This is a genomic window from Haloechinothrix salitolerans, assembly GCF_042662605.1.
GTDB lineage: Bacteria > Actinomycetota > Actinomycetes > Mycobacteriales > Pseudonocardiaceae > Haloechinothrix_A > Haloechinothrix_A salitolerans.
Genome location: NZ_JBHSXX010000001.1, coordinates 1,916,904 through 1,942,926, shown reverse-complemented (window position 1 = coordinate 1,942,926; position 26,023 = coordinate 1,916,904). Strand labels below are relative to the sequence as shown.

20 protein-coding genes and 1 pseudogene are annotated in these 26,023 nt (G+C 66.2%); 5 read left to right on the top strand and 16 right to left on the bottom strand.

Annotated features, from left to right (window positions below; genetic code table 11):
* Positions 1–152: 152 nt before the first annotated feature.
* The 6 genes from ACFQGD_RS09175 to ACFQGD_RS09150 all read right to left on the bottom strand — a co-directional run bounded on the left by ACFQGD_RS09175 (position 153) and on the right by ACFQGD_RS09150 (position 7,134).
* The gene (locus ACFQGD_RS09175; RefSeq protein ID WP_345403260.1) at positions 153–1,112 is read right to left on the bottom strand and encodes a sugar phosphate isomerase/epimerase family protein; all 960 of its coding nucleotides are present in this window, start codon (positions 1,110–1,112) and stop codon (positions 153–155) included.
* A 95-nt stretch (positions 1,113–1,207) separates the two neighbouring features.
* Positions 1,208–2,209, bottom strand: a complete 1,002-nt coding sequence (locus ACFQGD_RS09170; protein WP_345403257.1) for a sugar phosphate isomerase/epimerase family protein — start codon at positions 2,207–2,209, stop codon at positions 1,208–1,210.
* Positions 2,209–3,396 carry a Gfo/Idh/MocA family protein gene (locus ACFQGD_RS09165; RefSeq protein ID WP_345403254.1) on the bottom strand — a complete coding sequence of 396 codons (1,188 nt, stop codon included), beginning with the start codon at positions 3,394–3,396 and terminating at the stop codon, positions 2,209–2,211. The genes ACFQGD_RS09170 and ACFQGD_RS09165 overlap by 1 nt, the downstream gene beginning before the upstream one ends.
* Positions 3,397–3,431: 35 nt before the next feature.
* Positions 3,432–4,472: a substrate-binding domain-containing protein gene (locus tag ACFQGD_RS09160; protein ID WP_345403251.1), complete on the bottom strand. Its 1,041-nt coding sequence runs from the start codon at positions 4,470–4,472 to the stop codon at positions 3,432–3,434.
* Between the two features lie 80 nt (positions 4,473–4,552).
* Positions 4,553–5,599: an ABC transporter permease gene (locus ACFQGD_RS09155; protein ID WP_345403248.1), complete on the bottom strand. Its 1,047-nt coding sequence runs from the start codon at positions 5,597–5,599 to the stop codon at positions 4,553–4,555.
* Positions 5,596–7,134, bottom strand: coding sequence for a sugar ABC transporter ATP-binding protein (locus tag ACFQGD_RS09150; protein ID WP_345403245.1), 1,539 nt, complete (start codon positions 7,132–7,134; stop codon positions 5,596–5,598). Before ACFQGD_RS09150 ends, ACFQGD_RS09155 begins: the two co-directional genes overlap by 4 nt.
* Before the next feature lie 150 nt (positions 7,135–7,284).
* Here ACFQGD_RS09150 and ACFQGD_RS09145 point away from each other — a divergent pair, with 150 nt between their 5' ends.
* On the top strand, positions 7,285–8,460 hold the full coding sequence (locus ACFQGD_RS09145; protein ID WP_345403241.1) for an ROK family transcriptional regulator: 1,176 nt from the start codon (positions 7,285–7,287) through the stop codon (positions 8,458–8,460).
* Between the two features lie 155 nt (positions 8,461–8,615).
* Entirely contained in the window at positions 8,616–9,497 is an 882-nt protein-coding gene (locus ACFQGD_RS09140) for a type IV toxin-antitoxin system AbiEi family antitoxin domain-containing protein (protein ID WP_345403238.1), read from the top strand.
* A gap of 161 nt (positions 9,498–9,658) precedes the next feature.
* Here the strand turns inward: ACFQGD_RS09140 and ACFQGD_RS09135 are convergent, their stop codons facing one another.
* From ACFQGD_RS09135 to ACFQGD_RS09115, 5 genes and pseudogenes are all read right to left on the bottom strand, one after another.
* Entirely contained in the window at positions 9,659–10,171 is a 513-nt protein-coding gene (locus ACFQGD_RS09135; RefSeq protein WP_345403235.1) for a Rieske (2Fe-2S) protein, read from the bottom strand.
* A gap of 27 nt (positions 10,172–10,198) precedes the next feature.
* Entirely contained in the window at positions 10,199–10,756 is a 558-nt protein-coding gene (locus ACFQGD_RS09130) for a DUF6529 family protein (RefSeq protein WP_345403232.1), read from the bottom strand.
* 209 nt (positions 10,757–10,965) lie between these two features.
* A pseudogene (locus ACFQGD_RS09125) lies at positions 10,966–12,361 on the bottom strand (IS1380 family transposase).
* A gap of 74 nt (positions 12,362–12,435) precedes the next feature.
* Positions 12,436–13,170, bottom strand: a complete 735-nt coding sequence (locus tag ACFQGD_RS09120) for a hypothetical protein (protein WP_345399311.1) — start codon at positions 13,168–13,170, stop codon at positions 12,436–12,438.
* A gap of 203 nt (positions 13,171–13,373) precedes the next feature.
* Complete coding sequence (locus ACFQGD_RS09115; protein WP_345399308.1) at positions 13,374–14,528, bottom strand: GyrI-like domain-containing protein; 1,155 nt, start codon at positions 14,526–14,528, stop codon at positions 13,374–13,376.
* 168 nt (positions 14,529–14,696) lie between these two features.
* Between ACFQGD_RS09115 and ACFQGD_RS09110 the strand changes: the two genes are divergently transcribed.
* From ACFQGD_RS09110 to ACFQGD_RS09100, 3 genes are all read left to right on the top strand, one after another.
* The gene (locus ACFQGD_RS09110) at positions 14,697–15,137 is read left to right on the top strand and encodes a hypothetical protein (protein ID WP_009151870.1); all 441 of its coding nucleotides are present in this window, start codon (positions 14,697–14,699) and stop codon (positions 15,135–15,137) included.
* Between the two features lie 198 nt (positions 15,138–15,335).
* Entirely contained in the window at positions 15,336–15,785 is a 450-nt protein-coding gene (locus ACFQGD_RS09105) for a hypothetical protein (protein ID WP_009151869.1), read from the top strand.
* Positions 15,786–15,788: 3 nt separating this feature from the next.
* A complete protein-coding gene (locus tag ACFQGD_RS09100; protein WP_345399301.1) occupies positions 15,789–16,913 on the top strand; it encodes a serine/threonine-protein kinase in 1,125 nt (374 codons plus the stop codon).
* On the opposite strand, the gene ACFQGD_RS09095 is transcribed toward ACFQGD_RS09100, so the two are convergent.
* The 5 genes from ACFQGD_RS09095 to ACFQGD_RS09075 all read right to left on the bottom strand — a co-directional run bounded on the left by ACFQGD_RS09095 (position 16,832) and on the right by ACFQGD_RS09075 (position 25,782).
* On the bottom strand, positions 16,832–17,269 hold the full coding sequence (locus ACFQGD_RS09095; RefSeq protein WP_345399298.1) for a hypothetical protein: 438 nt from the start codon (positions 17,267–17,269) through the stop codon (positions 16,832–16,834). The two genes, ACFQGD_RS09100 and ACFQGD_RS09095, sit on opposite strands and share 82 nt — an antisense overlap.
* A gap of 180 nt (positions 17,270–17,449) precedes the next feature.
* The gene (locus tag ACFQGD_RS09090; protein ID WP_345399295.1) at positions 17,450–18,544 is read right to left on the bottom strand and encodes a hypothetical protein; all 1,095 of its coding nucleotides are present in this window, start codon (positions 18,542–18,544) and stop codon (positions 17,450–17,452) included.
* 90 nt (positions 18,545–18,634) lie between these two features.
* Positions 18,635–21,364 (bottom strand): RNaseH domain-containing protein, encoded by a 2,730-nt coding sequence (locus ACFQGD_RS09085; RefSeq protein ID WP_345399292.1) that lies wholly within the window; start codon positions 21,362–21,364, stop codon positions 18,635–18,637.
* 3 nt (positions 21,365–21,367) lie between these two features.
* Positions 21,368–24,721, bottom strand: coding sequence for a pPIWI_RE_Z domain-containing protein (locus ACFQGD_RS09080; RefSeq protein ID WP_345399289.1), 3,354 nt, complete (start codon positions 24,719–24,721; stop codon positions 21,368–21,370).
* Positions 24,718–25,782: a restriction endonuclease-related protein gene (locus tag ACFQGD_RS09075; RefSeq protein WP_345399286.1), complete on the bottom strand. Its 1,065-nt coding sequence runs from the start codon at positions 25,780–25,782 to the stop codon at positions 24,718–24,720. Before ACFQGD_RS09075 ends, ACFQGD_RS09080 begins: the two co-directional genes overlap by 4 nt.
* Positions 25,783–26,023: the final 241 nt, after the last annotated feature.

The following is a 26,023-nucleotide window of genomic DNA, read 5'->3' as shown; positions in this document are numbered from 1 at the left end:
CCGTGCCCCTGCGATACGGCACGGACGGGATGGGTAGGGCCGGAAAATGAGCGCGTTGGCCCTGCGGGCGAGCACACGGCTCGTCCGTTATCGGTGCTTCAAGTGAGGTGAATCAGCGGCCCGCGATCGCGCCAGGTACGCGGGCGCCGGTGTCAGTAGCGCAGCTTGCGGAGGTAGGAGTAACCGACTTCAGCGGTCTGGCGGACGGTCACGTCCGGGGTGTCGTTCTCGACGATGTACTCCCGTACCCGGTGGGCGCGGAAGATGCGGCCGAAGTCGATATGGCCGGTGCCCAGGTCGGCCATGTCACCGTCGTGGGCGTGACGGTCCTTGACGTGGTACTGCAGCACCCGCTGCGGCGCGGACCGCATCACGTCGATGGTGAAGCCCTCGGGGTCGCTCGCCCCGTCGCCACTCTCGATGCCGCCACGCACCGCCCAGTAGATGTCGATCTCGAAGTGCACGAGCTTCGGGTCCAGTTCGGACGTCAACACCTGCCACGGGGTGACGCCGCCACCGAGATCGATCGTGAACTCGTGTGCGTGGTTGTGGTAGCCATAGCGCAGCCCAGCCGAGCGAGCCACCTCGGCCTCGTGGTTCATCCGCTCGGCCCACCGCTGCCAGTCGCTCTTGTCGGACGAGTTCAGGTACGGCACCACCATGTACGACTGGCCCAGCGTGAGCGCGTTGTCGATCTTGGTGTGCAGCGCCTGCTCGGAGTCGGCGATGCCGTCGTGGCTTGACGTCGCCGAGATGCCGATGTCGTCGTAGAAGTCGCGCAGCTCCTGCGCGGTACGGCCGAAGTAGCCGAGTGCCTGCTCTACCTTGGGGTAGCCGATGTCGGCGAGCATGCGGAGTGTCTCGTCGAAGCCGGGCTCACCCCACAGGGCGGAGCGCACTGTCCACAACTGGATACTGATCAGCCCCGGTGGTACGCGGTGCGGCCCGGCGCCCCTCGTGACGGCCTGCGCGGCCGGCGCGCCGACCCCAGCGGCGAGCAACCCGGCACCGACCGCCCCGCCCAGCGCGGTACGGAGTGCGCGGCGTCTGTTGAGCCCCTTCTCCTCGAGGGAACGACGAACCGCGCCCTCACCATCGAATCCGTAACACATGATTCTCTACTCCTTCGTTCTACTACTGTGGAGAACTGAGGACTGCTTGCAGGTCCGAAGCATCAAGAACTGAGGACTGCTTGCAGGTCCGAACACTAAGAACTGAAGGCCGCGTCGAACGCGGCGTCAGGTGGGTCGAACAACTGCTCGCGCACGTAGCGCAGCGATTCGGGAGCACCCCGCAGGCGGTCCATGCCCGCGTCCTCCCACTCGATCGAGATCGGGCCCTCGTAGCCGATAGCGTTGAGCACACGGAAACACGCCTCCCACGGCACATCGCCGCGCCCCGTGGACACGAAGTCCCAGCCACGCCTCGGGTCACCCCACGGCAGGTGGGAGCCGAGCCTGCCGTTGCGACCATTGCCGGTGTTGCGCTTGGTGTCCTTGCAGTCGACGTGGTAGATCCGGTCGGCGAAGTCGACGAGGAACCCGGCCGGGTCGATGTCCTGCCACACCATGTGGCTGGGGTCCCAGTTCAGCCCGAACGATTCCCTGCGCCCGATCGCGTCCAGCGTGCGGACCGTGGACCAGTAGTCGTAGGCGATCTCCGAGGGATGGACCTCAAGTGCGAATCGCACGCCCTCCGCCTCGAAGACGTCCATGATCGGGTTCCACCGATCGGCGAAGTCCTGGTATCCGGCCTCGACGAGCTCGGCGGGGACCGGCGGGAACATCGCCACGTACTTCCAGATCGCCGAGCCAGTGAAGCCGACGACCGTGTTCACGCCGAGCTTCGCGGCGACTCGCGCGGTGTGCTTCATCTCCTCGGCGGCACGACGTCGCACGCCCTCTGGCTCGCCGTCGCCCCAGATCCGGTCCGGCAGGATGGCGCGATGCCGCGCGTCGATCGGATCGTCGCAGACCGCTTGGCCCTTGAGGTGGTTGGAAATCGCCCACACACCAAGGCCGTACTTGTCCAGGATGTCCACACGCGACTGGAGATAGGCATCGTCCTCCACCGCGCGCCAGACGTCCAGGTGATTGCCCCAGCAGGCGATCTCCAGCCCGTCGTAGCCCCACTCCGAGGCGAGCTTCGCGACCTCCTCGAACGTCAGGTCCGCCCACTGCCCGGTGAACAGGGTGACCGGTCGTGCCATCACGCCACCTCCCTCGTCGTGCCTGCTGCTGTCGTCTGGTCCACGGCGACCCACCGGCTGTCGGCCGCCGCACTGGCCTGCACCGCGGCGACCACCCGCTGCACCCGCAGCCCGTCCGCGAACGACGGCTCGGGGTCGGTGCCGTCCGCGATGGCGGTAAGCAGGTCGGCGGCCTGGTGGGAGAACCCGTGCTCGTAGCCGAGCAGGTGGCCCGGCGGCCACCACGCGCCCAGGTACGGGTGCGTCGGCTCGGTCACGAGAATCCGGGTGAAGCCCTGCGTCTCGGCCGACGTCGAGGCGTCGTAGAACCGCAGCGTGTTCATATCCTCGAAGTCGAACGCCAGACTGCCCGCTGTGCCGTTCAACTCGATGCGAATGGCGTTCTTGCGGCCGGTGGCGTAGCGGGTGGCCTCGAAGGTAGCCATCGCGCCGCCGCTGAAGCGGCCGAGGAACACCGAGGCGTCGTCGACGGTCACCTGGCCGGTGCCGTCACCGTCCGCAAGCGGACGTTCGGTGACAAAGGTGTCCATGGTGGCGCTGACCCCTGTGATGTGCTCATCGGTGAGGAACTGGGTCAGGTCGATCACGTGGGCGCCAATGTCGCCGAGCGCGCCGGAACCCGCTCGCGTGGCGTCAAGCCGCCAGGAGTACGGCGCGGCAGGGTCGGTGAGCCAGTCCTGCAGGTACTGCGCCCTGACGTGGCGCAGCCTGCCGATCCTGCCGTCCCGCACCAGCCGCCTGGCCAGCGCCAGGGCGGGCACCCGGCGGTAGGTGAAACCGACCATGGCGCGTATGCCACCGTCTCGCGCCTGCTCGGCGGCCTTCGCCATCCGCTCGGCTTCCTCGACCGAGTTGGCGAGCGGTTTCTCGCACAGCACGTGCTTGCCCGCCGCCAGCGCGGCGATCGCGATCTCCGCGTGGGTATCGCCGGGGGTGCAGATGTCGACGAGGCCGACGTCGTCCCTGGCGATCAACGCGCGCCAGTCGGTTTCCACGTGCTGCCAATCGAACCGGCGTGCCATCTCCTCGGCCTTGGCGCGGTCGCGCCCGCCGAGCGCGGTCAGCCGTGGTTCGAGCTTCGGGTCGAAGAAGCTCTTGGCGTTGCGCCATCCTTGGGAATGCGCCATCCCCATGAAGGCGTAGCCGATCATGCCGATCCCGATCGGCGCTCTGTCCGCGTGCGTCATCAGCCCTCCCTGGGCGGTTCGTCGGTGCGGTGCGGTTAGGACTCGAACCCGAGCGGGAGGTACTCCTCGACGTTCTCCTTGGTCACGACGGGCGCGTTCAGCACGATCCGGCGCGGCACCTCGACCTGCACCAGGTCGGACATGCCCTTGTCCTGGGCGAGCAGCCGGGCGAGCCGGATGCCGTCCGCTGCCTGTGTCGGCGGGTAGAGCACGGTGGCTTCCATCTCGCCTTCCTGAATCCAGCGCATCGCGTTGGCCGAGCCAGCGCCGCCGATGAAGAAGAACTCGTCGCGGTTCGCGTTGTCGAACGCGGCCTTGACGCCGACGCCCTGGTCGTCGTCGTGGTTCCAGATGATGTCGATCTCCGGCACCGCCTGGAGCAGGTTGGAGGCCACCCGCTCACCGGACTCCACAGTGAACTCCGCGGCGACCCGGTGGTCGACGTCCTGGTCGCATTCCTTCAGTGCGTCCTTGAAGCCGTCCGAGCGGTCCTGGGTCAGCGGCAACGAGTCGAGACCCGCGATCTCGGCGATCACCGCGTCGCCACCGAGGTCGTTCTCGTCGACCAGCTGACACGCGTAGGTGCCAGCCGAGACACCCATCCCGTAGTTGTCGCCGAGGATGGTGGTGCGGGCGGCGAACTCGCTGGAGAACTCGCGGTCGACGTTGACCACCGGGATGCCGGCCTCCATCGCCTGCGTCGCGACCTTGGTCAGCGCGGCACCGTCGGTGGGCAGCAGCACGATCGCGTCCACGCCGTCGTTGATGAACGTCTCGATGTGGCTGATTTGCATGCTCGGGTCGTTGGTGCCCTCGGCGACGCGGAGTTCGACGTCCTCGTACTTTTCGCCCTCCGCCTCGGCGGTGGAGTTGATCGCGGCCAGCCACCCGTGGTCGGCCTCGGGACCGGAGAAGCCGATCACGACTTCTTTGCCGGGGTCGTCATTCGAGCTGACCGCCCTCGGCTCGCTGTTCTCCTGCTGGCTCGCCGGGTCGTTGCCGGTGCAGGCGGTGGCGAGCAGGGCCACGGCTGCGACGGCGCCGGTCGTGCGTAGGAGTCTGCTGCGTTGCGGCATGGTTCTCTCCTTGGATGTGGGGGTTGGGTGGGCTCTACTTGCGAGGGCGTGGCTGGCTTCCTGGAACGTGGCCACCAGGGCTAGGGCGGGGAGCCGTTGCGGGCCGCGACGCGCTGCTGCAGCAGCACGGCGACGACGATGATCGCGCCCTTGGCGACGGCCTGGGTGGACGTGTCGAGGTTGTTGAGCGTGAAGACGTTGGTGAGCGTGGTGAAAATCAGCACGCCGAAGACCGTGCCGACGATGGTGCCGCGACCGCCGGAGAGCAGCGTCCCGCCGATGACGACGGCGGCGATGGCGTCGAGCTCGAGGAGCATGCCGTGCGTCGACGTCCCCGCCGTGGTGCGGGCCAGCAGCATCACCGCCGCGAGTCCACATGCGACACCGACGAGGACGTACAGCAACGTCGTGTGGCGCTTGACGTTGATGCCTGCCAGCCGTGCCGCCTCCGGGTTACCGCCGACCGCGAGAGTTCTGCGGCCGAACGTGGTGCGGTTGAGCAGAATCCAGCCCGCGACGGCGACCACGGCGAAGATCAGCACAAGCACAGGGATGCCGAGCACTTCGCCGCCAATGACGTCGACGAACTCACTGACCGTGACGACCTGCGTGCGCTTCTGCGCGATGATCTCGGCGAGGCCGCGCGCCCCGGCGAGCATCGCAAGCGTCACGATGAACGGCGCCATTCTGCCGTAGGCGATGAGCGTTCCGTTCACGAGTCCGCAGGCCGCGCCGACCAGCAATGCCGTCGTCACCATGACGATCCAGTGGGTGTCCTCCGCGAGCGTCTGGGTGGCGATGGTCGACGCCCACACCGACGACAACGCCACGATCGCGCCGACGGACAGGTCGATACCGCCGCCGGTGATCACGAACGTCATGCCGACGCTGACCACGCCGTACACCGCCGCGAGCCGCAGGATCGTCATCATGTTGTCGAAGCTGACGAAGCGGTCGCCCGCGGTGATGAGGCCGACGACGCACAGCAGCAACAGCGCGATCACCAGGCCGAGGTTGCGTCCCGCGGGGCCGGAGAACAGGGCGGTCACGCCGCGCAGCGGGCTCTGGGTGTCGCGGCCAGCCGCGTCGGCGTTCGTGTGCGCTCTCTCGTCAGACGCGGTCGTCATGCCGCCTCTCCTTCCATCACCATGTCGAGCACCTGGTGCTCGTCGATCTCCTCGGCGGGACTGTCGTGGACGAGGGCGCCGTCGGAGATCACCAAGACCCGGTCGGACAGCCCAATCACCTCCTCGATCTCACTGGAGACCACGACGACCGCGATGCCGCTGGCGGCGAGGTCCCTGACCAGCGCGTAGATCTCCGACCGCGCGCCGACGTCGACGCCGCGTGTCGGCTCGTCAAGCAGCAGCACCCGGCACTGCCGCAGCAGCCAGCGGGCGAGCACGACTTTCTGCTGGTTGCCGCCGGAGAGCGTGCGCACGTGGCGCTGCACGTCAGCGGGTCGGACGTCAAGGGCGCGGACCTGCTCGTCCGCTGCTTGCCGCTCGTCACGGCGGTTCACGAAGCCCCCTCGGGCGAATCGGCCGAGGCTGGCGAGCGAGATGTTGCGCGCCACCGACTCGTGCAGCACCAGTGCCTGACTCTTGCGCTCCTCGGGACACAGGCCAACACCAGCGGCCACCGCGGCGCCGACACGACCCGCGCGCAGTCGACGTCCGGCGACGGTCACCGTGCCCGACTTGGCCTTGCGCGCGCCGTAGATCGTCTCCAGGATCTCCGAGCGACCGGAGCCAACCAGCCCGGCGAGCCCGACGACTTCACCGGCAGCCACCGTGAACGAGACGTCGTGGAACTCCCCCGGCCTGCTCAGCCCGGACAATTCGAGCACGGTCTCGCCCAACTGCCGCACCGGCCGCTCGGGGAAGACGTACTCGATGGACCGCCCGGTCATCAGGCGGATGATCTCGGACGTCGGCGTCTCGGCGGCCGCGAGGCCGGTGGCGGCGGTGCGCCCGTCCTTGAGCACGGTGACGCGGTCGCCGATCTCGCGGATTTCCTCGAGCCGATGCGAAATGTAAACGATCGCGACACCCTGCGCCGCGAGTTCACAGATCACGCCGAACAGCCGGGCGACCTCTTCCTGGTCCAGCACGGCGGACGGCTCGTCCATCACGATCAGCTTCGCGTCATGCGACAGCGCGCGGGCCATGCTCACGACTTGCTTGCCAGCGGAGGACAGTCGTCCGACCTCGGTGTCAGGAGTGATCTCGGGGTGGCCGAGGCGGCGCAGCAGCTCAGCGGTGCTGCGGTTCGCCTCGGCCCGCGCGACGACTCCCCATCGCGCGCGCTCGTGCCCGAGGTAGATGTTCTCCGCGACGGTCAGGCCGTCGACCAGGTCAAGCTCCTGGTAGATCGTTGCGATGCCATGGTCGAGCGCGTCCTGCGGGTTGACGATGCGAATGTCTTCGCCCTGCCAGTGGATCGTGCCGCCGTCCGGCTGATGTGCTCCGGACAGCACCTTGATCAGCGTGGACTTGCCAGCGCCGTTCTGGCCGAGCAGGCAATGGACGTCGCCCGCTCGCACCTCAAGGTCGATGCCGTCCAGCGCTTTCACGCCAGGGAAGTGCTTGACGATGCCGCTCATCCGCAGCAGCGGTTCCTGCCCCTCAGGGGCTGTGACCTGAATCTCCCTCGGACCCATGGTGGTGAACCATAGGCGCACTTTTGTATGAGAGTCAAGCAAAAGTTCACCGACTAACGTCCAAATGGTCGTAGGATGGCCGCGAGAAGCCAGCGATGTTCTAGTGTTGAACCAGCAGATCCTGCTGCTGAGGGGAAGGAAGGCGATTGCATGACTCGGGGCGAGCTGTCACCGGCAGGCTCGGCGGCGCTGTTTCAGCTCCTGCGCGACGGGCGGCCACGCACCCGCGCTGAGCTGTCCACCGAGACCGGCCTGGCACGCTCGACCGTCGCCGAGCGCGTCGACACCCTGCTCAGCTCAGGTCTACTGAAGTTCAGCGACAAAGCGAACTCCACTGGTGGACGTCCGCCGACGATGTTCGCGTTCAACCCCGCGGCCAGGGTGGTACTCGCGGCCGATATCGGCGCGACGCACGCCAAGCTCGCGGTCACCGACCTGGCGGGTGAGGTACTCGTCGAGCAGGACAAGGTGCTCGATATCGCCGACGGACCTGAGGTCGTGTTGCGGGAAGTGTGCGAACGCGGCCGCGTGCTGCTCAGCCAGGCCGGGCGGGACGAATGCGACCTGCTCGGCGTCGGCATCGGACTACCCGGCCCCGTCGAGCACCTGTCCGGCAAGCCGACGAACCCGCCGATCATGCCCGGCTGGGACGGCTTCGACGTTCCGGCGTTCATGCGCGGCGAACTGGGCGCGGTGACGTTGGTGGACAACGACGTCAACATCATGGCGCTCGGCGAGTACCGCAGCCACTGGTCGGAGTACGAGCACATGATCTTCGTGAAGGTCGCGACCGGCATCGGCAGCGGGCTCATCAGCTATGGCCAACTGCACCGGGGGTCGCAGGGCGCGGCGGGCGACATGGGACACGTGCGGGTACCGCACGACACCGACGTCGTCTGCCGCTGCGGCAACGTCGGATGTCTTGAGGCCGTCGCCAGCGGGGCGGCGATCGCGGCGAAGCTGACCGAGGCTGGGGTGACCGCCGCGAACAGCGCCGACGTCGTCTCGCTCGCCCGCAACGGATCGGTACCCGCGCTGCAGCACATCCGGCAGGCGGGCCGCGACATCGGGGAGGTACTGGCGACCGCGGTCAGCCTGTTCAACCCATCGGTGCTCGCGGTCGGCGGCGCGCTGTCGTTGGCGGGCGAGCATCTGATCGCCGGGGTGCGGGAGGCCGTCTATCAGCGCTCGCTGCCGCTGGCGACGCAGAACCTGCGCATCGTGCAGTCCCACTCCGGCGACGAGGCGGGCGTCTACGGCGCGGCGTTCATGGTGATCGACCACGCACTCGCGCCGAGCCAGGTGGAGGCACTACTCACGACGTAAGGGCGAGGCGGGGTTGCCGTAGTTGATCACGTCTACTCGCGTTGTTGCGCGAGAATGTCCGATTCACACGGTTTTCCGAACAACACCGCGAGTAGACGTGATCAACTAGGAGTGAAGGGTCATAAACCGTCAGTGGCCGTCACTACGGTGCCTCCATGGGGACAATCGGCGAAGCACCCTTTACTCGCGCGGACGCGCTCGCAGCGGGAGTCAGCCCTGCCACGATCCGCAGACGTCTCCAGGACGGCGACTGGACGACGTTGCGTCGTGGCGTGTACGTGCCACGCGCCGTCCTGGCCGCCGCCGATACTCCGGAACGGAGACATACCCTCGACGCGGCCGCGGTGCTTCTAACCCTGCGTCACCATGACGCGCTCGTCGCGGGGACATCGGCCGCACGGATCTTGGGACTCGACACGCTGGCGCCGCCGCCCGATGACGTCGTCATCGCCACGAGCGACCCAGCGAAGGGGCAACGTCGCCGTGGCTACGTGCTGCGCTACGCCGACGTGCCGCCGCATCATCGGACGACCAAGCACGGTGTCGCACTGACCTCGGCCGCCCGCACGGTTATCGACCTCGCCCGGAGCTTGACACTCCGGGAAGGAGTCGTTCTCGCCGATTCTGCGTTACGACAACAACTTGCCACACTGCCGGAACTCCACACCCTGGCGAGGGACTGCTACACCACGCCAGGCATCTGCGGAGCGTATCGGGCCATCGAGCACGCCGACCCGAAGTCGGAGTCCGTACTGGAGTCGTTGTCCCGGGTAGCGATGCGCGAGCAGGGACTACCCGAGCCGCGCACACAAGTCGTCATCTGCGACGCGTACGGCCCCATCGCCCGAGCCGACTTCTTCTGGGAGCGCTTTGGTGTCGTCGGCGAAGCCGACGGTATCGGCAAGTACGCGCCGGATGGACGTCGGACGACGGCCGAATCATCCGCGCGGAGAAACGTCGCGAGGAACGAATCCTCGACGCCGGGTACGAGATCGTGCGATGGGGCTGGCGGGACGCGAACCGTCCTGAGGTGCTAGCGCATCGCCTGCACGCCGCGTTCGCCCGCGGTGTCGCGCGGCAGATCGGGGAACGCGCTAGTTGATCACGTCTACTCGCGTTGTTGTTCGGAGAACCGTGTGAACCGGACATACTCGCGCAACACCGCGAGTAGACCTGATCAACTTCGGGACGGCGGGCCCTACCGCAGCCGGATCTGGTCGCCCTCGACGACGACGCCACGTTCCGGCAGCGGCTCCGGCGCGGGCCCGCCCGCCACGGAGCCGTCAGCGACACGGAACTTGCTGCCATGGCACGTGCAGTTGATCGTGCCGCCGCTGACGTTGGCCACCGGGCAGCCCTGGTGCGTACAGATCGAGGAGAACGCCCGGATCGTCCCCGCGCTAGGTTGGGTTACAACGACTTCCTGGTCGGCGAACACTCGTCCACCACCGACCGGCACGTCCGACACGTTAGCCAGTGCCGCGCCACCGCCGCCGGACTCGGCAGCTGCGCCCCCGGTCGCCGGAGCGCCCCCGGTCGCCGGAGCGTCCCCGGCAGCCGTGCCCTCGGCCGCCGTGCCCTCGGCCGCTGGCGCAGCCGCGTCCGGTGTCTTGCCGTACGTCGTGCAGCCCGCCACCAGCGCACCCGCGCCCACGGCACCCGCACCCAGGATGACCGCTCGCCGCGATGGGTGTCCCATGTCCTCACTCATGATTGACTTCCTTTCGATGTCGCCCGGCTACGCCGGAATTCCGATGGTCGTGAACACCCACAGCGCCGAGGTCAGCCACAACCCGACCAACGCCGCGAACACCAGGCCGCCGACGACCGGCAACAGCCATCCCGGCAGGCCCCTGCGGGTGAGCAGCAGCATCTTGGTGACAAACGCGCCGAAGAAGAAGGTGCCGAGCAGCGAATGCATCAACACACGCGGCGTCGTGGTCTGCAGGCCGAGGGCGTACAGGCAGTGCACCGCTACCGGCACCGCCGCGAGCACGGCAAGACGTCCGGACCAGCGGTGCAGCGTGCCGATCCACGGCGGAGCGGCGACGCGGACCTTGCCGTACATCACCAGTGCCGAACCGACCTGCACCAGCGCCAGCACGAACGCGACCGTGGTGAGCCACGTCTTCGGGCCAAGCGGGCTGCCGAACCCGGCGATGTTGACGGAGAAGCCGGTGGGATCGTGCAGGCGACCGTAGACGCCGATGGCGATCGCGACGGCGGCCCCGATCGCGACCGGAACGCCGATCTTGACGACGTCCGACGCCGAGGCGTGGGGTTGCTGGGCAGTCATCACTCGCTCCTCGCGTTCCTGAATTACCTGGCACCTAGCCTCGATCTTTCTCGCGTTTGAGGTGTCGGCCTGACTGCGCTGGGCGGTGGTGTTGTTGGCCTCCTTTTCGGTCGGTGGCGAGCTGCAGTGGCCCGTGGTCAGTCGGGGCGGCCTGCCGGGTTCCACGGGCCCGGGTGGTGTTTCGTCTCGTCGGGGCGGGTTGTCGCTGATCAGGGCGGTGCGGGTGGTGCGGCGAGCCGGGCGAGCGCGGTCTGTATCAGATCGGCCCAGGGTGCGTGCGCGGACAGCCGTAGGCGTGTGCGGCGGGCGTGACGGGCGATGCGGCCGGCGATGGAGAACAGCCGCAGCCGCAGGCGTTTGGGTTCCCATCGGCGGGCGGGGTGGTCGGCCAGCGCGAGCAGCTGCATCCAGGCGGTGAGCTCGACGGCGAGCGCGACGATGGCCAGCCAGATCTGGTTCTGCGCGAAGTCATGCAGCGGCAGGTTCGACAGGCCGGTGTCCTTACAGATCCGGATGCGGTCCTCGCAGCGGGCGCGGCGGCGGTGCCGCAGCTCGAGGTCGGCCAGCTGCCCGCGGGCGGTGTTGGTGATGAAGGCGGTCAGCCGGAGTCCGTCGACGTCGGTGAACCGCAGCTGCGCGCCGGGATGCGGCCGTTCCTTGCGGACGACCACACGCATGCCCTCGGGCCAGCCGGACAGGTCCAGCACACCGGTGGCGTCGGCGACCCACGCCCCGTCGCGCGGGTCGCCGTCGGAGTCGTAGGCCGGTGTCCACACGTGCGCGGGAATGGTGCCGATGCGGGCGACGATGTCGTCGGAGAGCCCGAATCCGAGAGAGTAGGACAGCTTCTGTTTGGTCAGGTAGTCGACGAAGTCGTGGGTGCCGCCGGCACCGTCGGCGCGAATCAGCACCTTGCGCCCGACCCGGCCACCCCGGGCGGTGAACGGCAACTGGCGCAGGCATTCGGCCACCACCGTGATGTGGTCAGCGGCGGTGTTCGCTCCGGCGTTTCCCGGCGCAGCAGCCAGCCCAGCGGCTCCCCGGTCCCGTCGTCGCCGTGGTCGACGAACCCGAGCAGGGGATGGAACCCGAAGCTCTTCTTATAGGTCGGGGCCGCGTTCTCCTTCTCCGAATGCGCGGTCACCAACGTCGCGTCCAGGTCGATGACCAGCGGGTGCTCGGCGTCGATGCCGTGATCGGGGCGCGCTTGCCGGCGTGGCCCCACGCCGTCTTCCGCGCTGCCACGCGGGCCCGGCCGATCGCCGACAGGGCCTTGCCGGCGTCGGCGGCCAGGCAGGAGATCAGCCGGGACACGGTCGGATCCGACGCCACCCGGCCGAACACCGCTGGCTGCTCGCGCAGCAGAGCGATATCGGCCAGGCAGTCACCGCCCAGCGCCACCGACACCGCGAGATCGAGCACGACCTTGCCCGGATCATGTGTGGCCAACGGCTTGCGCCACGGCGCCAACGCCGCCGACAGCGCCGCAGCAAGACCGGCCTTCTCGGCGGTTCGCAGCAGGATCACCGCCCCGGCCTGCGACACGACCCCACTTCCGGCGGTATCGACCGACAACGACGGGTACGGACCAGTAGACTTACCCACCAGAAAGGTGCTCCTGAACTCGCTCGAACATGACCCTCAGCAAGTCATATTCTTGCAGCTCAGAGCACCTTTCTTCATGATCGACACAGCCCGCGGGCCGAACCAGCGTGAAAGCGCGAGGCTAGAACGTCGCTGTCACCGTCGATCCGTTCCGCGCCGACGAACGCGCCGTCGACCCGCGCGCCGCCCTGCGCCACCGACAGCGCCGGAGCCGGGCTGGACTGTCCGGACACGGTGCGCACGCCGACCTGGCTGCCGTCGGGGAGCACGATCCAGCCGATATCGTTCTGCTTGCCGTTGACGGTGGCGGTGCCCTGATACAGCCCGGCGGGCTCGTTGGCGAGCTGCGTCGAGTACTGCCACCGCTTGCCGGGCGCCGTGATCTCGCCGCTCACGGCGTAGTCGGCGAGCTGTCCGGTCAGCCGGGTGCCGTCCGGTCCGCGCAACGTCACCGTGTCGCCGGAAACCGTGCCTTCCAGCCACCACTCGACGTTCTCGCCGTCGCAGAGGTACCCCGCAGCCTTTGTGCCGGACACCGCGACCGCGACGGCGATGCCGCCGGTCTGGGAGCGTCCGACGTACACGGCTTCGTCGGGGAAGGCGCTGTCGGCTTGTCGCGCCGTGGTGGTCGACGGTGCGGCGGACGCGGTGGTCGGTGGCGCGGTCGCGGTTGTGGTCGCGCCCGCCTCCGTCAGCGGCGCCCCCTGCTCGGCGGCACGATTCGGCGCTTGCGACTCGTTCACCGCGAACAATGTCACCGCGATCACCGCGACCGCGAACAACGTGACCAGTGGCCCCTGAAGTTTCATCCTCGAACCTCCTTGCGGCACCCATAGTCGGGCCCGCGGAGGGACGCGGTCGTTGTCCGCGGACACACAACGAACGTCACCGTCGCGACAGTTCGATGCGGAACGGAGAGCGGGAGCCAGGTCGCGCTATGGCGCTCGCATGGTCGAAGGTCCTGGGCTCGCGATCCGGCCGGTGTCCACCCCGAGGCCGGGCGAGCAGCGCGCTACCCGGGCTTGACGGGTTGTCTCAACACCGTTTTGAGCTTGGCGGGCGCGGTTTTCCGTGGGTCGCTGAGGTAGATCTCGTGATGATCGCCGTTGAAGGTGAGACCGTGTTCTGGCATGTACTGGTTGTGCAGGCGATCCAGGACCGGGGCCTCGTCGTCGTAGGAGCCGATGTGCAGGATCTGCACGCACGTTCTTTCGATAAGAGTGCGCAGCCGAATATCCGCCAGGGCGGGGTTGTCCTTCTTCTTCGCAACGTCGTCGACGGCGGCCATGACCATGTCTTCGGTGATCCAGCTCGGCTGGCTGATCATCATGGTCCAACCCCAGCTGTCCTTGTCGCGGGTGGTGAACACGGTGGGGTCATCCGCCCGCCACAGCCCTTCCAGCGGGGCGACGACGAAGTCCCGGCCCAGCGTCTTCTTACTAGCGAACTTCAGCGTGTACGCCACCCCGTACAGGGCTGCGACAGCGTTCGCGTACTCGGCTGACGTATTCGGATCGCCGCTGCCATCTACCGCGATGTACTGGAACTCGGGGACGTCGACGACGGTGAACTCCTTCGACGGCGGCGAGTAAAGCGCTCTGTGGGTCTTTTTGACGTCGTACTTGTCCACGGCGACCTCCTGCATAAGCGCGTTCAGTGTGGTTTCGGTCCAGTCGGCATCAGCGGCCAGCATGGCCTCGCTGTAGTCGAAGATCGCGGAGGCAACCGAGGGCAAAGGTTCCTGCTTGGCACGGGTCTCGCGGACCTCGGTCAGCTGCTGTCGCACCGCTTCGCGGCGCTGGGTCAACCCGGCCACCACGTCCGCGTCCGGCAAGCCCGGACTGTTCGCCATCCCGATCAGGACACGCGCGCGCATCGGCGTCAGCGTCGCAAGGGCGTCCTGCGTGGCCGAGGCACACAGTTCCCGGCCACGTGCTGTCACCTGGAAGGTCACGCGCGACTTCACGGACGACGGAGCACCGGTCGCTTCGATCAATCCTCGTTTGGCCAGTTTGTCGAGCACGTAGTAAATGGAAGAGAAGCCGAGCGCGATCCACGCACGCATTCCGCGTCGCTCGATGACCTTCTCCAGCTCATACCCGTGCCGCGGGTGCTCGGCAAGCAGGCCGAGCACCGTCAGTTCCCCATCGGTCAGCCCCGGAGACATGGCGATATTCTAGCGCTAGAATTGCCGACTCGCCGCCTTACTCAAGAGGGCACGGGCACAGAACACCTGTCCGCCAACTAGACATCTCCCCTACCGGTCGCCCCAAACGCAAAAAAGCCGAACCCCGCTGAGGGTTCGGCTTGTTTCGATGTCCCGAGACATCTCGTGGTGGACCTTGGGGGAACTTACTACAACACAAAACCCCAGGTAGAAGCCCTGGAGACCCTGCTCCAGAAGCTCCCGGACCCGTCCACGCCCGCTCCGCCGCCCGCAAACCGGCCGAAACCAGGTCGTGCACGGCAACTCGACGCCGACCAGGTCAAGGACCTCATCGCTGGGTACCAAGCCGGAGCAACCGTGTACGAGCTGGGTACCCGGTTCGGCATCGAACGGCGCACCGTCAGCAATATCCTCAAGCGACACGACGTGCCGATGCGCCGCCGTGGACTCTCCCCCGAGCAGGTCGACGACGCGATCCACCTGTACAACCTCGGCTGGTCACTCGCGCGAGTCGGCGAACACCTGGGCGTCGACCACACCACCGTGCTGACCAAACTCCGCGAACGCGGCATCCCCACTCGCGACACCCACGGACGGCCACGATCGTGAGCTGAACACCGACTGCCCGACCAGCGACGACCAGGTCCCGATCCGCCGAGCCGGTGAGCGCGGCGACAGCCCGCGATACTACCTACGCGGAGCTGAAGGATGAGGTCTTCAAGGCCCCGTCGGTCTGGGCGCTTACCCTGGTGCCCTGCGGATCCGGCACTGACGAGGGGCGAGTACGTAGATTTGAGAGTTCTCGGCGTGAACGCGGCGGGCGGCAAGCTGTGGCTCTGCCTGGTCGACGACAACGGTGTGTTAGAGACTGAGCCCACTTGCCTTGAGTTGCGCGACGGCCCCGACGCCGGGTACGCCATCGTGGCGTTCCGGGACGAGTGCGTCCACGCGCTGACGGCACTGTCACCCAATCGGGTCGTGATCCTGGACATGGAACCGGGCGGGCGGGTACCGAAGGTTGCGGACATGCGGACTCGGTTTACCGCCGAGGCGCTGTTGGCATCTTGCGCAGTAGACGCCGGGGTGACTTGCGTTCGGCTCGCCCGCGCGACGCTCCGCTCCCGGCTGGGCCTCCCCCGCAAGGGCGCGGTCGCCGACCACGTGGCCAGCGTCTTCGATACCCCGGTAGGGAAATACTGGACGAAGAAGCGGGATCTCGCCGCTGTGGCGGCACGCGCAGAAATCGTCGGAGAGTGAGATATGCCCATCGTCGGAGACCTCCTTCAACGGCCCACCTACGAGATCCTTCAAACAATCGGGGAGGGCAACGTTGGCGTCTGCCGGCTTGCGAGGCACGACATCTTCGATCGTGACGTCGTACAGAAAACGATCTCCCTCCTCAGCGTGCCTGATGGGGTGGCCCGCGAGCCGCACCTGTTGAAGGAGGCCCGGCACAAGCATCTGATCGAGGTATGGGACGCCCAGTGGGAACCCGACCCCCAGTTCCGTGGTCTGGACGCCGTGACCTTCATCTGCGACTACTACCCAGGAGGGAGCGTCTACGACGCGCTCATGGACGGGCACGGATTCGGCGTGGCCGACGCGATGAGGATCTGCGGCCAGGTGCTGGACGCCCTGGAGTACCTGCACCAGGATCGCGCGTATGTGCACAGGGACGTGAAGCCCGGCAATGTCCTTCTCGATCAGTCACGGGAGAATGCAGTCCTCGCCGACCTAGGCTCGGCTGGCAAAATCGATCCACGCACTGGCACGGCGCCGGATTACGGGGGCACGCCCTTGTACCTCGCCCCCGAGGCCAAGTCCACTGGGCACGTGACTCTCAGATCTGATCTTTACTCGATCGGCGTTACGACGATCGAGATGCTCGCCGGCAGGTTCCCGTACGAGCAGATCCAGTTTTCCGAGGTTGACGCTCGCCTTGCCGCGGGAAAGCGCGCGATGACCGACCGATGGTACACATTCCCGCCGCATGTGCCGCCCAACGTGAGGAGGTTTGTCAGTTCACTGGTGCGGGTGGAACCTGCCAGGCGGCCAGACACAGCACGCTCCGCGCTCCGCAAGCTGAACGGGCTGCAATACGTTGACTGGCGACGTGTATCGGGGACAGAACTGCTCGGCGAGTGGGTCGGCACCTGGCCACCCACCAAGATTCCTGCGAGGCGCCGACGCTACCGCGTCCAGGCGATCGAAGTGGCGCGTGGACGTCACGCCGGACGGGTACAGGTAACCGCCGAGTGGCAGAAGCCGGGCAGCCCTTGGCGAAGCATCCGCAGGCTAACCAGCTACACGGACGCGGGGGACGCGAAGGCGCTGACCGAGTTCTTCAGGCAGGTGGAGTCCCTTGCCCAGGCGTCACCAGCCTGACGCAGCGCGCAGCCTTGGGATCGGTCGAGTTGGCTGAGCTCCGCTGCGAGGTCCTTTGCAGCGGTGTCCGACAGCACGAGTAGCGCTTGCCCGCCTCCGTCGCGGGGCTCAAGCCAACCGCGGCCGACTGCCCTCCAAAGGGCCTGGGTCAGGCCGAGGACGCGCAGCCCGACGCTGGGGTCTGGCGCTGTACGCACCTCCGTGCCGAAGACGCGGGAGAGCATCTCGCCACCTGGCAGACGGACCGCGCGGAGCACAGCAGCATGAGCATCGGCAGGATGCGCGGCATCCACGGCGGCCACCCCGCCGGACACCATAAGCGACACGACCAGTCGCGTCAGACCGTCCTTGCTCATACCGTCACGGTAGCGCCGACCCCCGACAGTGCGCGAGACATCGGCAGGAAACGTGCAGACGCCGCTAGCCTGATGGACCAGGGGAACTTGCTCGATCCGGGAACTCGGGGGTACCCCGGCCGAAGCCGCCGTCGGATTGCGGATGACCACGACCGTGAGTATCTCTGTTTCACTTTCACATCAGTGCTCTGAGGGTTCCGGTAGTTGCTTGCAGGGGAACATGCCGTGTTGGTCCTCAAGCACAACTTCCTTTCCAGGCAAGCTCTCGTACAACTCGGAGATGACATCCACCGAGTTCGCTGCCCTGCAGTGAGCGCCATCAGGCTCGGTCTGGACGAGGTAGGCCGTGCCACACTCACAGGCTGTCCCGAATGCGTAGAACCTGCCGCGCAGCGCCTCGTCAACCAGGCCGGCGGGGTAGTACACGACGTGCTTGCCGCAGGCGGTCGGCAGCTCCACCATGCCGTCAACAGTCCTGCTTTCAGGAAGTTCCGTCGCGGGCTTCAACGGCCGTACCTCGATATGCTGCTCCATCGAACGAAGGTCTTTGCCTGCGGCGAAGCTGAGGAAGGCCGCATCGTCTACGGGCATCCCGCTGGACCACGCGACTCGTTCCGCAGGTGGCCACAACTGCGGCAGCTCCTGCCTGGTGGTCACCTCGACTTGCAGGCTTGGCGTCGTGAACCGCACGCCGTGCAGCAACAGTTGCCCCAGCACGAGGGTCATCGCGTAACCCTGCGGCCGGTCGGGCTCAGGCAACTCACTGGCCGTCACCGTCAACGGCGTGACCCACGTCGAGGCGAACCGGCTCTCTCCGGTGTACCGCCCGACCCAGAACTGACTGGCCGGAAGCGGTTGCATGTCGTTTCTGGCGTTAGACAGCCCACGGTACTCCGATTGCGGGAGCCCATAGCCTGCGCTGCGCTGGGTCTCGGACGAAACGAGCATGGCCGTGAGCGCTGTCTTCTGGACCCATGCCGCGACGGCTCCCGCGTCTTCGGCCGCGATCTGCCCCGCTTCACCCAGGATGAAGGGTGTCAGGACCCGCGCGGCGACCGCCTCGAGGCGACTCATCCAGCCGTTGTTACAGCCGCCACAGACGCGCACCGTCTGGCGGAACGGCGGACGCACACCCAGGTCCTGCCCTACGCGATTCAGCGGCCCAGCGCCGTGCGCAATTGGTTCCAGGTCCAGGCCGATCCGCGACAGCCAGTTCCCAAAGACATGCTCGGCGGTCAGCTTGCCGGTGAAGCCGCAGAAGGGGCAAGTGGGCAAGAAAGCTCCTTGGGTCCGTCGCTAATTCAGGCTGATGAATGTCGAGTTGGCGGAGATCGGCGTGTATAGCTCCGCCAACACGGGCGGCGCCTAGTTCCCGTCGTCGACCGGTGATGAGATGTCTGCCTCGATCTCGTCCACGTCGTCGAGGAGGTCGAGGGGCATGATGTATTGAGCGAGTTGCTTGGCGACTGCGAGTGGCCACGGTAGCGCGATGGAGTAGTCGTAGTGCGGGGTGGCCCAGCGGAGATCGTGCACGAGTGCAGCCCAGTCTTCCGGGACGTCGCCGGGCTGGATTGCTGCGACGGTGAACTCGAGTGCACGGGCGTTCCACACCATTGATTTGGTTGATGGGTTGACGAGTTCCCCTTTTCGCCATCGGGGTACGACCTTTGATGCGCTCTTGACGGCGTTGCTGGCCGTGCGGGGCTTTTCGCCGGTGCTGAAGAAGATGCGACCCTCAGCGATCCAGTAGCCGGCGGAGTGGCCTTCCTCCTTGCTGTTGGCGGCCCACGTGTCGGGTACCTCGTGGCGTTCGGTCGTGCGCAGACGGACGTGCCGGAGACCGGGGTAGCGGGTGATGTCTTGGGGTTGTTGGCCGAACTTGATCGTGTCGATAGCCATGTCGGGGTTGTTGAGGTGCGGCCAACCCCACCTGAGGTTCTGGGCGCTGGTCAGCAACAGCAGCGACGGGTACTGGCGGGCGACGCTGCGAAGGACCTGCTCGAAGAAGCGGGTGATCTCTTCGGGGGTCCGCTTCTGGTCCGTGAGCATGTGATGCCGACTGATCTCGTGCTGTGCGCGGTGCAGGGGTGTCCACCGGACGTTGGGCGCGCAAGCCTGAACATGCCGTCCGGTCGGGTCGATGAGGACGGCGACGGGAACCTGGCGCGTGATGCCTTCCCAACGACTGCGCTGGTTCTGGCGGACCAGCCAGAACGCGAGGTAAGCGGGTGCCTCGCGGACGCTGGTTCCTTCCGGTCGGACGGGGAGGTCGGTGGTGCGGACTCCCAGTTGGCGCAGGAGGTCATACCAACTGAAACGCATCTTCTCCAGACTGGAGTCGGATGCGGTTGTTTCTTGATTGTCTTCGACCGCGACCGGTTCTGGGGCTTCGGTGACGCATTGGGACAGTCGGCCGGTCCGGGACAGGCCGACCTTGATCGCAAACTTTGGGTCGGAAGTTCGCTGTTTGCCGGTGTACGACTTCTTGCCCTTGATCTCGACGAGCGAGATGGTTGGCACTTCTGCGTTTCCGAGCTCATCGCCGATCTTGTCGATACGACTATTGACGGCCGCTTGGAAGCGGTCTTTGTTGGTGATCGTCGTGTCGTCGCCGGCCAGTCCGCCGCCCCATGCGCCGACCGGGCGCACGGTAGCCAGGATGGTGAGTTCGTCCGTGATGATGGTTTCGGGTTTTCCAGTGAGGCGGTCAGTGTCCTCGGGTACCTCGATGCCGAGCAGCTTGGCAAGGGTGGCACGGGCGTAGTTCTTGGTGTGAGTGGTGTCGTAGAAGATGTCGACGCCCAGCGTCTCGCCGACGGTGTCCGCGATGGCCTTTCGCAGTTGGGCTGCCTCCGAGGCGGCGAACTTGGACTCCTTGAGCTTCTTGGAGTCCAGGAAGACTTGGGATCCCTTGCGCAGGTTCTCAACGGGAACCAGTCGATCGGCAAGGGTGTTGGTGACCCATTCGACGAGCGGGACCTTGTCCGCGAGGGACGTCCCTGGGGCGACTGGGTGGTCGAAGGAGTACATGCCGTTGCGGAAGACGAGCGCCGCGGCGTCGGGCGCTCCCAGATACGCGGTGGGCTTGCCCTTGAGCACCTCGGGGTCGGGAAGCTTCTCGGAGAGTCCGAGTTCCCGGAGGATTTTCCCGATCTTTCCGCCTGACCATCGGGCTGAGTACTCAAAGCCCTGATCGGTGTTCGGCGCGTCTTTCTTCCAGGACTCGATCGATGCCACGAGGAAGCTGCGTGACTGGTTCAGCCCCGGCAGCCACGGCAGGGAAGGCAGCATGTAGACGCTGTGCCCTTGGTTGAAGCTCAGCTTGGCTTCCTTATGCGCCCACCTGCGCGTCCCCACAGAGATGTGTACCAGCGGTTGCGAGTTGAATGCCCGGCTTTGAGCCGTAATATTGATCATGTAGGACAGAGGTCGGTGGGGCATACGGTGCGGTGGCCAGTTCATCACGCACGCGCCCTGTTCGGCGGGCGTCCGGTGGAACTGCGAGATCACCTGCTCGACGGCCGCCGGGTCGTCGTCCGCAGGATCCGCGTCGGGATTCTTCGGCATCAGGTGCACATGCTGGAGTCCCGGTGCGCTCAGTTCCGCAGCGATGACGTGGGGCAGGAGGCGGTAGAGCTCGTCAGACTGGATCTCGTCTGCACTGTCTGAGGTCAACGTGGTGAAGTCGACATCCAAGGGAGTCCAGACAAGATCGGATTGGTGCAGTCTGCCCAGGATCGCTTCGGCCTTTGCCGGGTCCGTTGCCGTGGCGCGGATCCAGGTCGCGATGATGGCGAACAGCGACTCGGTGTTCACCTCGACATCGCTGTAGATCCACGGCGCGTTCTCTCCGATCGTCGCGCGCGTAGCGACTGTGATGACGTCGGGTACCAGGGCCGCGATGACGTCGTTGAGCAGCGTGATCGGGATCGAGCGAATTTCCTCGCCGTTCCGGCGTGCCTTGGCGAGGGTGGTCAGTGGTTTCTTCCAGGGCTCGGGGAAGCGCAGCAGGTACAAGCGGCGCTCCCAGGGGACGTCGGTCCGAAGCTGGAACGCGGCGAGTTTGAGGTCTTCGTACTTGGGTTTGGCTGGCATCGGTCACAGTCCTTCGAGCTGGGCGAGCGCCTCGTACAGGCAGCCGTAGAGGGTTTCAACGAGGTAGGTGTCGGGGTCTGCACAGTCGTCGGCAAAGTAAGGCGCCAAGACCTCGCGCAAGCCGATGAGCAGGCTCAGCGACGCGTCGTCGCTGCTGTTCTCCGAGCGGCGGGCCGCGTTCGGTGCGAAAGCCGCATCGCAGAAGTAGACCTCGGCTGGAACTCCGCCCCGGACCAGCCGTCCGATCACCTGCCAGATGGTGACCAATTGCGTCCACGCCAAGGCTTCGCGTTCCCGCACCGGCAGGTTGCTGTAGGCGAGCTTGAGGTTGAGCAGCCACCTCCATTGACGGTGGCCCGCGGAACGGAACGCGGTGGCGCACCGCCCCAGCGCTTCCCGGTCGGTATCTTCGACGACCGGGAACTTGTTTCGGATCTGGTGGGTCGCCCAGCGGTTGACGCGCTGAATGACGTAGCTGAGGTCGTCGGGGCGCGGGTGGGGGCGGATGAGGAAGTAGGCCGCCCCGATCGCGGCTTGGCTGTCGTCGTTGAGGATATTGTGTCCACGCTCGACTGCCAGCAATGGAGCGACCAGGATCCAGGCAGGTGTCCGTGCGAGGGTGTGCACGTCTCCGCGTCGCAAGCCGTTGGCGCCGTCCCAGGAGTCGGTGAACTCTTCATCATCGGCGACCAGGTGCAGCACCTGGTCTTGCCAGCTGCTGCGCAGGGACACAAGGTGTTGAGCCACCATGCGGGCTTCGGCGTAGCTACCGACCAGCAGGAGCAGTCGTTGCCGGCTCGGCGGCAACGAGTCGCGGTGTTGTTCCAGGATGCTCTTGCCGGCACCTGGGTTGGCCAGCTCGGCGATCATCTGCCGCAAGGCCAGTTCGCGTTGTTCGCCGAACTTGCCCGAGACCTTGATAGGAGCCGTGTTGTCACCGGCGAAGAGCGGGAAGAACTCGAAGCGGCTGGCCCGTACTGCGGCCAGTTCTTTCTTCGGTGGTGTCAGGATCGCTGTCACCGGGATGTCGATGTGGTAGCGAGCCGACGTGCCTGCCCAACTGGTACCTGACAGCAGCAATACGTTGGGGCCGCGGTCGGAGTCCGTGAGAAACAGCTCGTGGAGGTGCAGCAGCACCCAGCGGCCGATGCCGCTACAGCGGAAGAAACGCAGCCGCCCCATCTTGGAGCGTCCCCTGCGCTGATCGTGATCGTCGTCGAGGTACTGGAAGCCCAGCACGTTGCCCATCGGTGAGTCTGGGACGACGGGCTGGTAGTCGGCCGGGGCGCGGTGGAACAGCGCGGAACTGGTGCCCTCCAGACCGAGTTCCATCTCCACGGCTCGGAACATGTCCATCGCGTGATCGAGCGACTTCGCCAGTACCGCGACCGCTAGGGTGAACTCGAGCCGGACAGCCTGTCGCTCCGGATCGTCGATGGTCAGAGTCAAGCCTTGCTCGGCGAGTTCTTTGGCTGTGGACTCCAGCCACTCACCGACCCGGCGAAGGCGGACGGACTCGTTGGCGTCCCGAAGGACTTGCGCTGTGAGCGTGACCATCCGCCGGGTGAGTTCGTCGTCGGTGTCCTTCGCGCCGAGGGGATCGTCGATCAATCCGTCGAACGCGCGTCGCAACCGGCGGTAGACCGGATCGTCCTCCCACCCGTCCACAGGGCGGTGGGTGTTGGTCTTGCTCGGCCCAAAGCCAGCCCAGGACTGGGCAAGCTGCTGGGACAGAGTCCATTCGGTGAAGTACGCCTTGTCCAACCATCGGCGTGACAACGCCGGTTGCGGCCGGGCACCGTCGCGAGAGAGCGCCGAGTACATGATGTCCACCGCGATGTTGGCGTTGTCGAGATTGACCAGCCAGTGCCGCACCAGTGGTTCGTGCATGGGCTCACGCCCGGCTTGACGGATCGTCCTCTTGGTACGGTCGATGACCTCGTCGAGCCAGGCGTCGTAATCTTCGCCGATGAGCTGCTGTTCGGGGCTGAACACCGAGTCCAACTGCGCCTGAACCTGGTCGGCCTCGTCCACGATGATCAGGTCACTACGGCGCCAGGCGAGTTCGAGGTAGCGCAGTCGCTCCTCGTTGAGCTGCTTGGGTATCGGGGTGTGGATAAGGCTGGCCGTGGTCGCCACCCATACGGTTGCGTCGACCAGTTCGCGCGAGGGCTCATGTCGTTGACACGTGTGCCATGCCGGGCACGTGTGGGCCTTCGGCTTGTCGTCGGTTTCCTCGGGGATGAGACCCGCGCAGGGCGAATGCCGTAGCTCCCACGGTGTCGCCGAGTGGTCGCGCAACCCGTCCAATGAGCAAGAGGTGCTGGTGAGGTCGAACATCCTGTCCCCTGCGGGTGCGATGCGACCGTTACGCGGGTTGGTCAACCGGTGCAGGCGGGTCAGGTGTTGGACGCGGTTCGACTGCCCCAGCACCGGGGCAGCGCGGACGCCGAGCGCTTGGAGGTGCACCGTCTTACGCAGTACCGACGTCACGTTGTCGGCGACCACACAGACACGTTTGTTGTTGAGGTGGCACCAGAGGAGGAGCACCTCGACCAGGGTGCTTTTGCCAGCCCCAACCATGCCGATCATGTGCATGATGCCGGCGATCGTCAGTTTCTCGGACCTGGAAAAGCTGTTGTCGCCCTGGCGGACTTCGAGGGTCACCCGCTTCAACCTGTCGACCCAGTTCGACCGCAAACGTTCGGGCCAACCCAGCTCAGCCTCACGGTTATCACCCCAACGTGCCGCGGTGACCAGCTCGGACCACTCGAGCTCGATCGCGTCGCGATCACAGCGCGCCAGTACGTCGTGACCGCGACCACCGGGGTGGATAGGGAACCAGTCAGGGATCGTGACGCTGGTTCCCATATCGGCCTGGTTGAAGTAGCGGCCCGCCTCGGCGACTGTGATCTTGCTCGTAAGGTCTGGTGGCGGATTGGACAGGACGTCTTCGTAGTAGTCGAAGCGATCGGTCAGCACCGTGGGCACACGTCGCGAGGTTGTTCCCGAGTCGAGGTCGACTTCGTAGCCTCGAATGGTCTCGGGCAACTCCGCGTACTCTTCCAGCGCGGCGCGCCAGTCTTCGCGGTCCTTGAACCACAGGACCAGGTGGCGTGCTACACCGATCATCGACTCGTGTTCTGAGGCAACCAGTCCGCGGCCGGCAGTCAGGAACGGGTAGCCACCCAACAGCGCCCAGGCGTCCAGAACCGACTGGTCCGGAGCAACCTGCTCGACGAGGTGCAAGACCAGCTCGATATCGACCAGCCGCAACGCCGTGCGGCTTTCGAGCGTGTCGTGCTCGCGCCGCAGAAGCCTTGCGGTGTCCTTCTTCCACGTGTTGCTGTCTCTCACGCCTGCGCCTTCCGAAACTCGCGGACCACCCGGTCAATGAACGTCTTCTCCGACACCGCCTCAATCCGGGACTGACCCTTCAACCAGGTGCAGTGGTTGCGCAACGCCCGCAGGTACTCGGGACGACCCGTCGTCTGCTCTTTCGCGATCACGATGAAGCCTCGTTCCGCTCCGCGCGGCAGCACGAACGGCCGCTCGGTCAACCGCCAGGCCAGGCGGACCGGATTCGTCCACGACTTCACATCTGCTGCCCAAGGCACCTCTACCGGCAGGACATCACAGGCGTCGAAGTCCGGCCACAACTGCGCGGTGACTCCCGCGCGTTCCAGTGTCTTGGCAATTCGAAGCTCCGCCCGGCCAGGACCAGACACGAACATGCGCAGCTCACGGCTCAGCCATACAACGCCCTCCGAGGCGGGCAGGCGTTTCTTGATCGTCGTGGGCGCCGGACAGTCCCACTCACTGCATCGACGGACACCGTCAGCCTGCAAGGTCCACAAGTGACCGCAGCCTCCGCACACAACCGCCTCTCCTGTGGCCAAGGCTTCCGCCGGCGCCGCGCGGTAAGCGCCCCGCAGGTGCTGAGCAAGTATCGCGAATTCGGGCTGAGCCATCGTCACGAGCAGGTCACGCTCCGACATGGCGGGCTTCTCGACCAACAGACGCCGGAAACGCACGTAAGCGTCGGGATCGTCATTCGCCTTGCACACATCCAACACCCCGTGGATAAGGAGACGTTCGCGAATCTCGCCTTCGACGTCCCCACTCACCACCGCCCATTCCAAGCACGCCTTGGTGGGCTTGCCGTCCATCAGGAGCGACTCGTCGTCGTTCAACCCCTCCACCGCTGGACGGAACGGCCACTGCACGAACGGACGGTGAGCCCAGGCTGCCAAGTCCATGACGCTGCGCGGCACTTCGGCACCAGCAATCACGCCCATCGCGGTCAAACGATCCAACGCGCGCTGCAGGGCAGCCGGATACGGCACGGGAAACGCGCCCTGACGCTCCAAGATCTGCGACAACTCGACCAGCCCGCTGGCCACCAGGCTGATGACCACGGTGTCCCACTCGGCTGGCCACGGCCGCGTATGCCCTGCCGAACTCGCTGCACCGCCAGCCAGGGACGTCTGTCGCACCATGCGCGGCAACCTAGACCTCACTACCGACAAAAACGGGGCCGCCAGCAGCCGACGACCACGAACGAGTCAACTAAGTAGCCCAATCGGACTAGTCGATGACTCTCAGTGTCGAAGTTGTCTACGGTGCTGGTCCTGCGCACCCAATCGCGGCAGGACTGAC

What these genes read in the sequence shown, in the direction of transcription:
- ACFQGD_RS09175 (WP_345403260.1), bottom strand. Translation starts at nt 1,112, where the DNA reads ATGTGTTACGGATTCGATGGTGAGGGCGCGGTTCGTCGTTCCCTCGAG.
- ACFQGD_RS09120 (WP_345399311.1), bottom strand. Translation starts at nt 13,170, where the DNA reads ATGAAACTTCAGGGGCCACTGGTCACGTTGTTCGCGGTCGCGGTGATC.
- ACFQGD_RS09115 (WP_345399308.1), bottom strand. Translation starts at nt 14,528, where the DNA reads ATGTCTCCGGGGCTGACCGATGGGGAACTGACGGTGCTCGGCCTGCTT.
- ACFQGD_RS09145 (WP_345403241.1), top strand. Translation starts at nt 7,285, where the DNA reads ATGACTCGGGGCGAGCTGTCACCGGCAGGCTCGGCGGCGCTGTTTCAG.
- ACFQGD_RS09160 (WP_345403251.1), bottom strand. Translation starts at nt 4,472, where the DNA reads ATGCCGCAACGCAGCAGACTCCTACGCACGACCGGCGCCGTCGCAGCC.
- ACFQGD_RS09095 (WP_345399298.1), bottom strand. Translation starts at nt 17,269, where the DNA reads ATGAGCAAGGACGGTCTGACGCGACTGGTCGTGTCGCTTATGGTGTCC.
- ACFQGD_RS09085 (WP_345399292.1), bottom strand. Translation starts at nt 21,364, where the DNA reads ATGCCAGCCAAACCCAAGTACGAAGACCTCAAACTCGCCGCGTTCCAG.
- ACFQGD_RS09130 (WP_345403232.1), bottom strand. Translation starts at nt 10,756, where the DNA reads ATGACTGCCCAGCAACCCCACGCCTCGGCGTCGGACGTCGTCAAGATC.
- ACFQGD_RS09165 (WP_345403254.1), bottom strand. Translation starts at nt 3,396, where the DNA reads ATGACGCACGCGGACAGAGCGCCGATCGGGATCGGCATGATCGGCTAC.
- ACFQGD_RS09140 (WP_345403238.1), top strand. Translation starts at nt 8,616, where the DNA reads ATGGGGACAATCGGCGAAGCACCCTTTACTCGCGCGGACGCGCTCGCA.
- ACFQGD_RS09170 (WP_345403257.1), bottom strand. Translation starts at nt 2,209, where the DNA reads ATGGCACGACCGGTCACCCTGTTCACCGGGCAGTGGGCGGACCTGACG.
- ACFQGD_RS09100 (WP_345399301.1), top strand. Translation starts at nt 15,789, where the DNA reads ATGCCCATCGTCGGAGACCTCCTTCAACGGCCCACCTACGAGATCCTT.
- ACFQGD_RS09135 (WP_345403235.1), bottom strand. Translation starts at nt 10,171, where the DNA reads ATGAGTGAGGACATGGGACACCCATCGCGGCGAGCGGTCATCCTGGGT.
- ACFQGD_RS09155 (WP_345403248.1), bottom strand. Translation starts at nt 5,599, where the DNA reads ATGACGACCGCGTCTGACGAGAGAGCGCACACGAACGCCGACGCGGCT.
- ACFQGD_RS09150 (WP_345403245.1), bottom strand. Translation starts at nt 7,134, where the DNA reads ATGGGTCCGAGGGAGATTCAGGTCACAGCCCCTGAGGGGCAGGAACCG.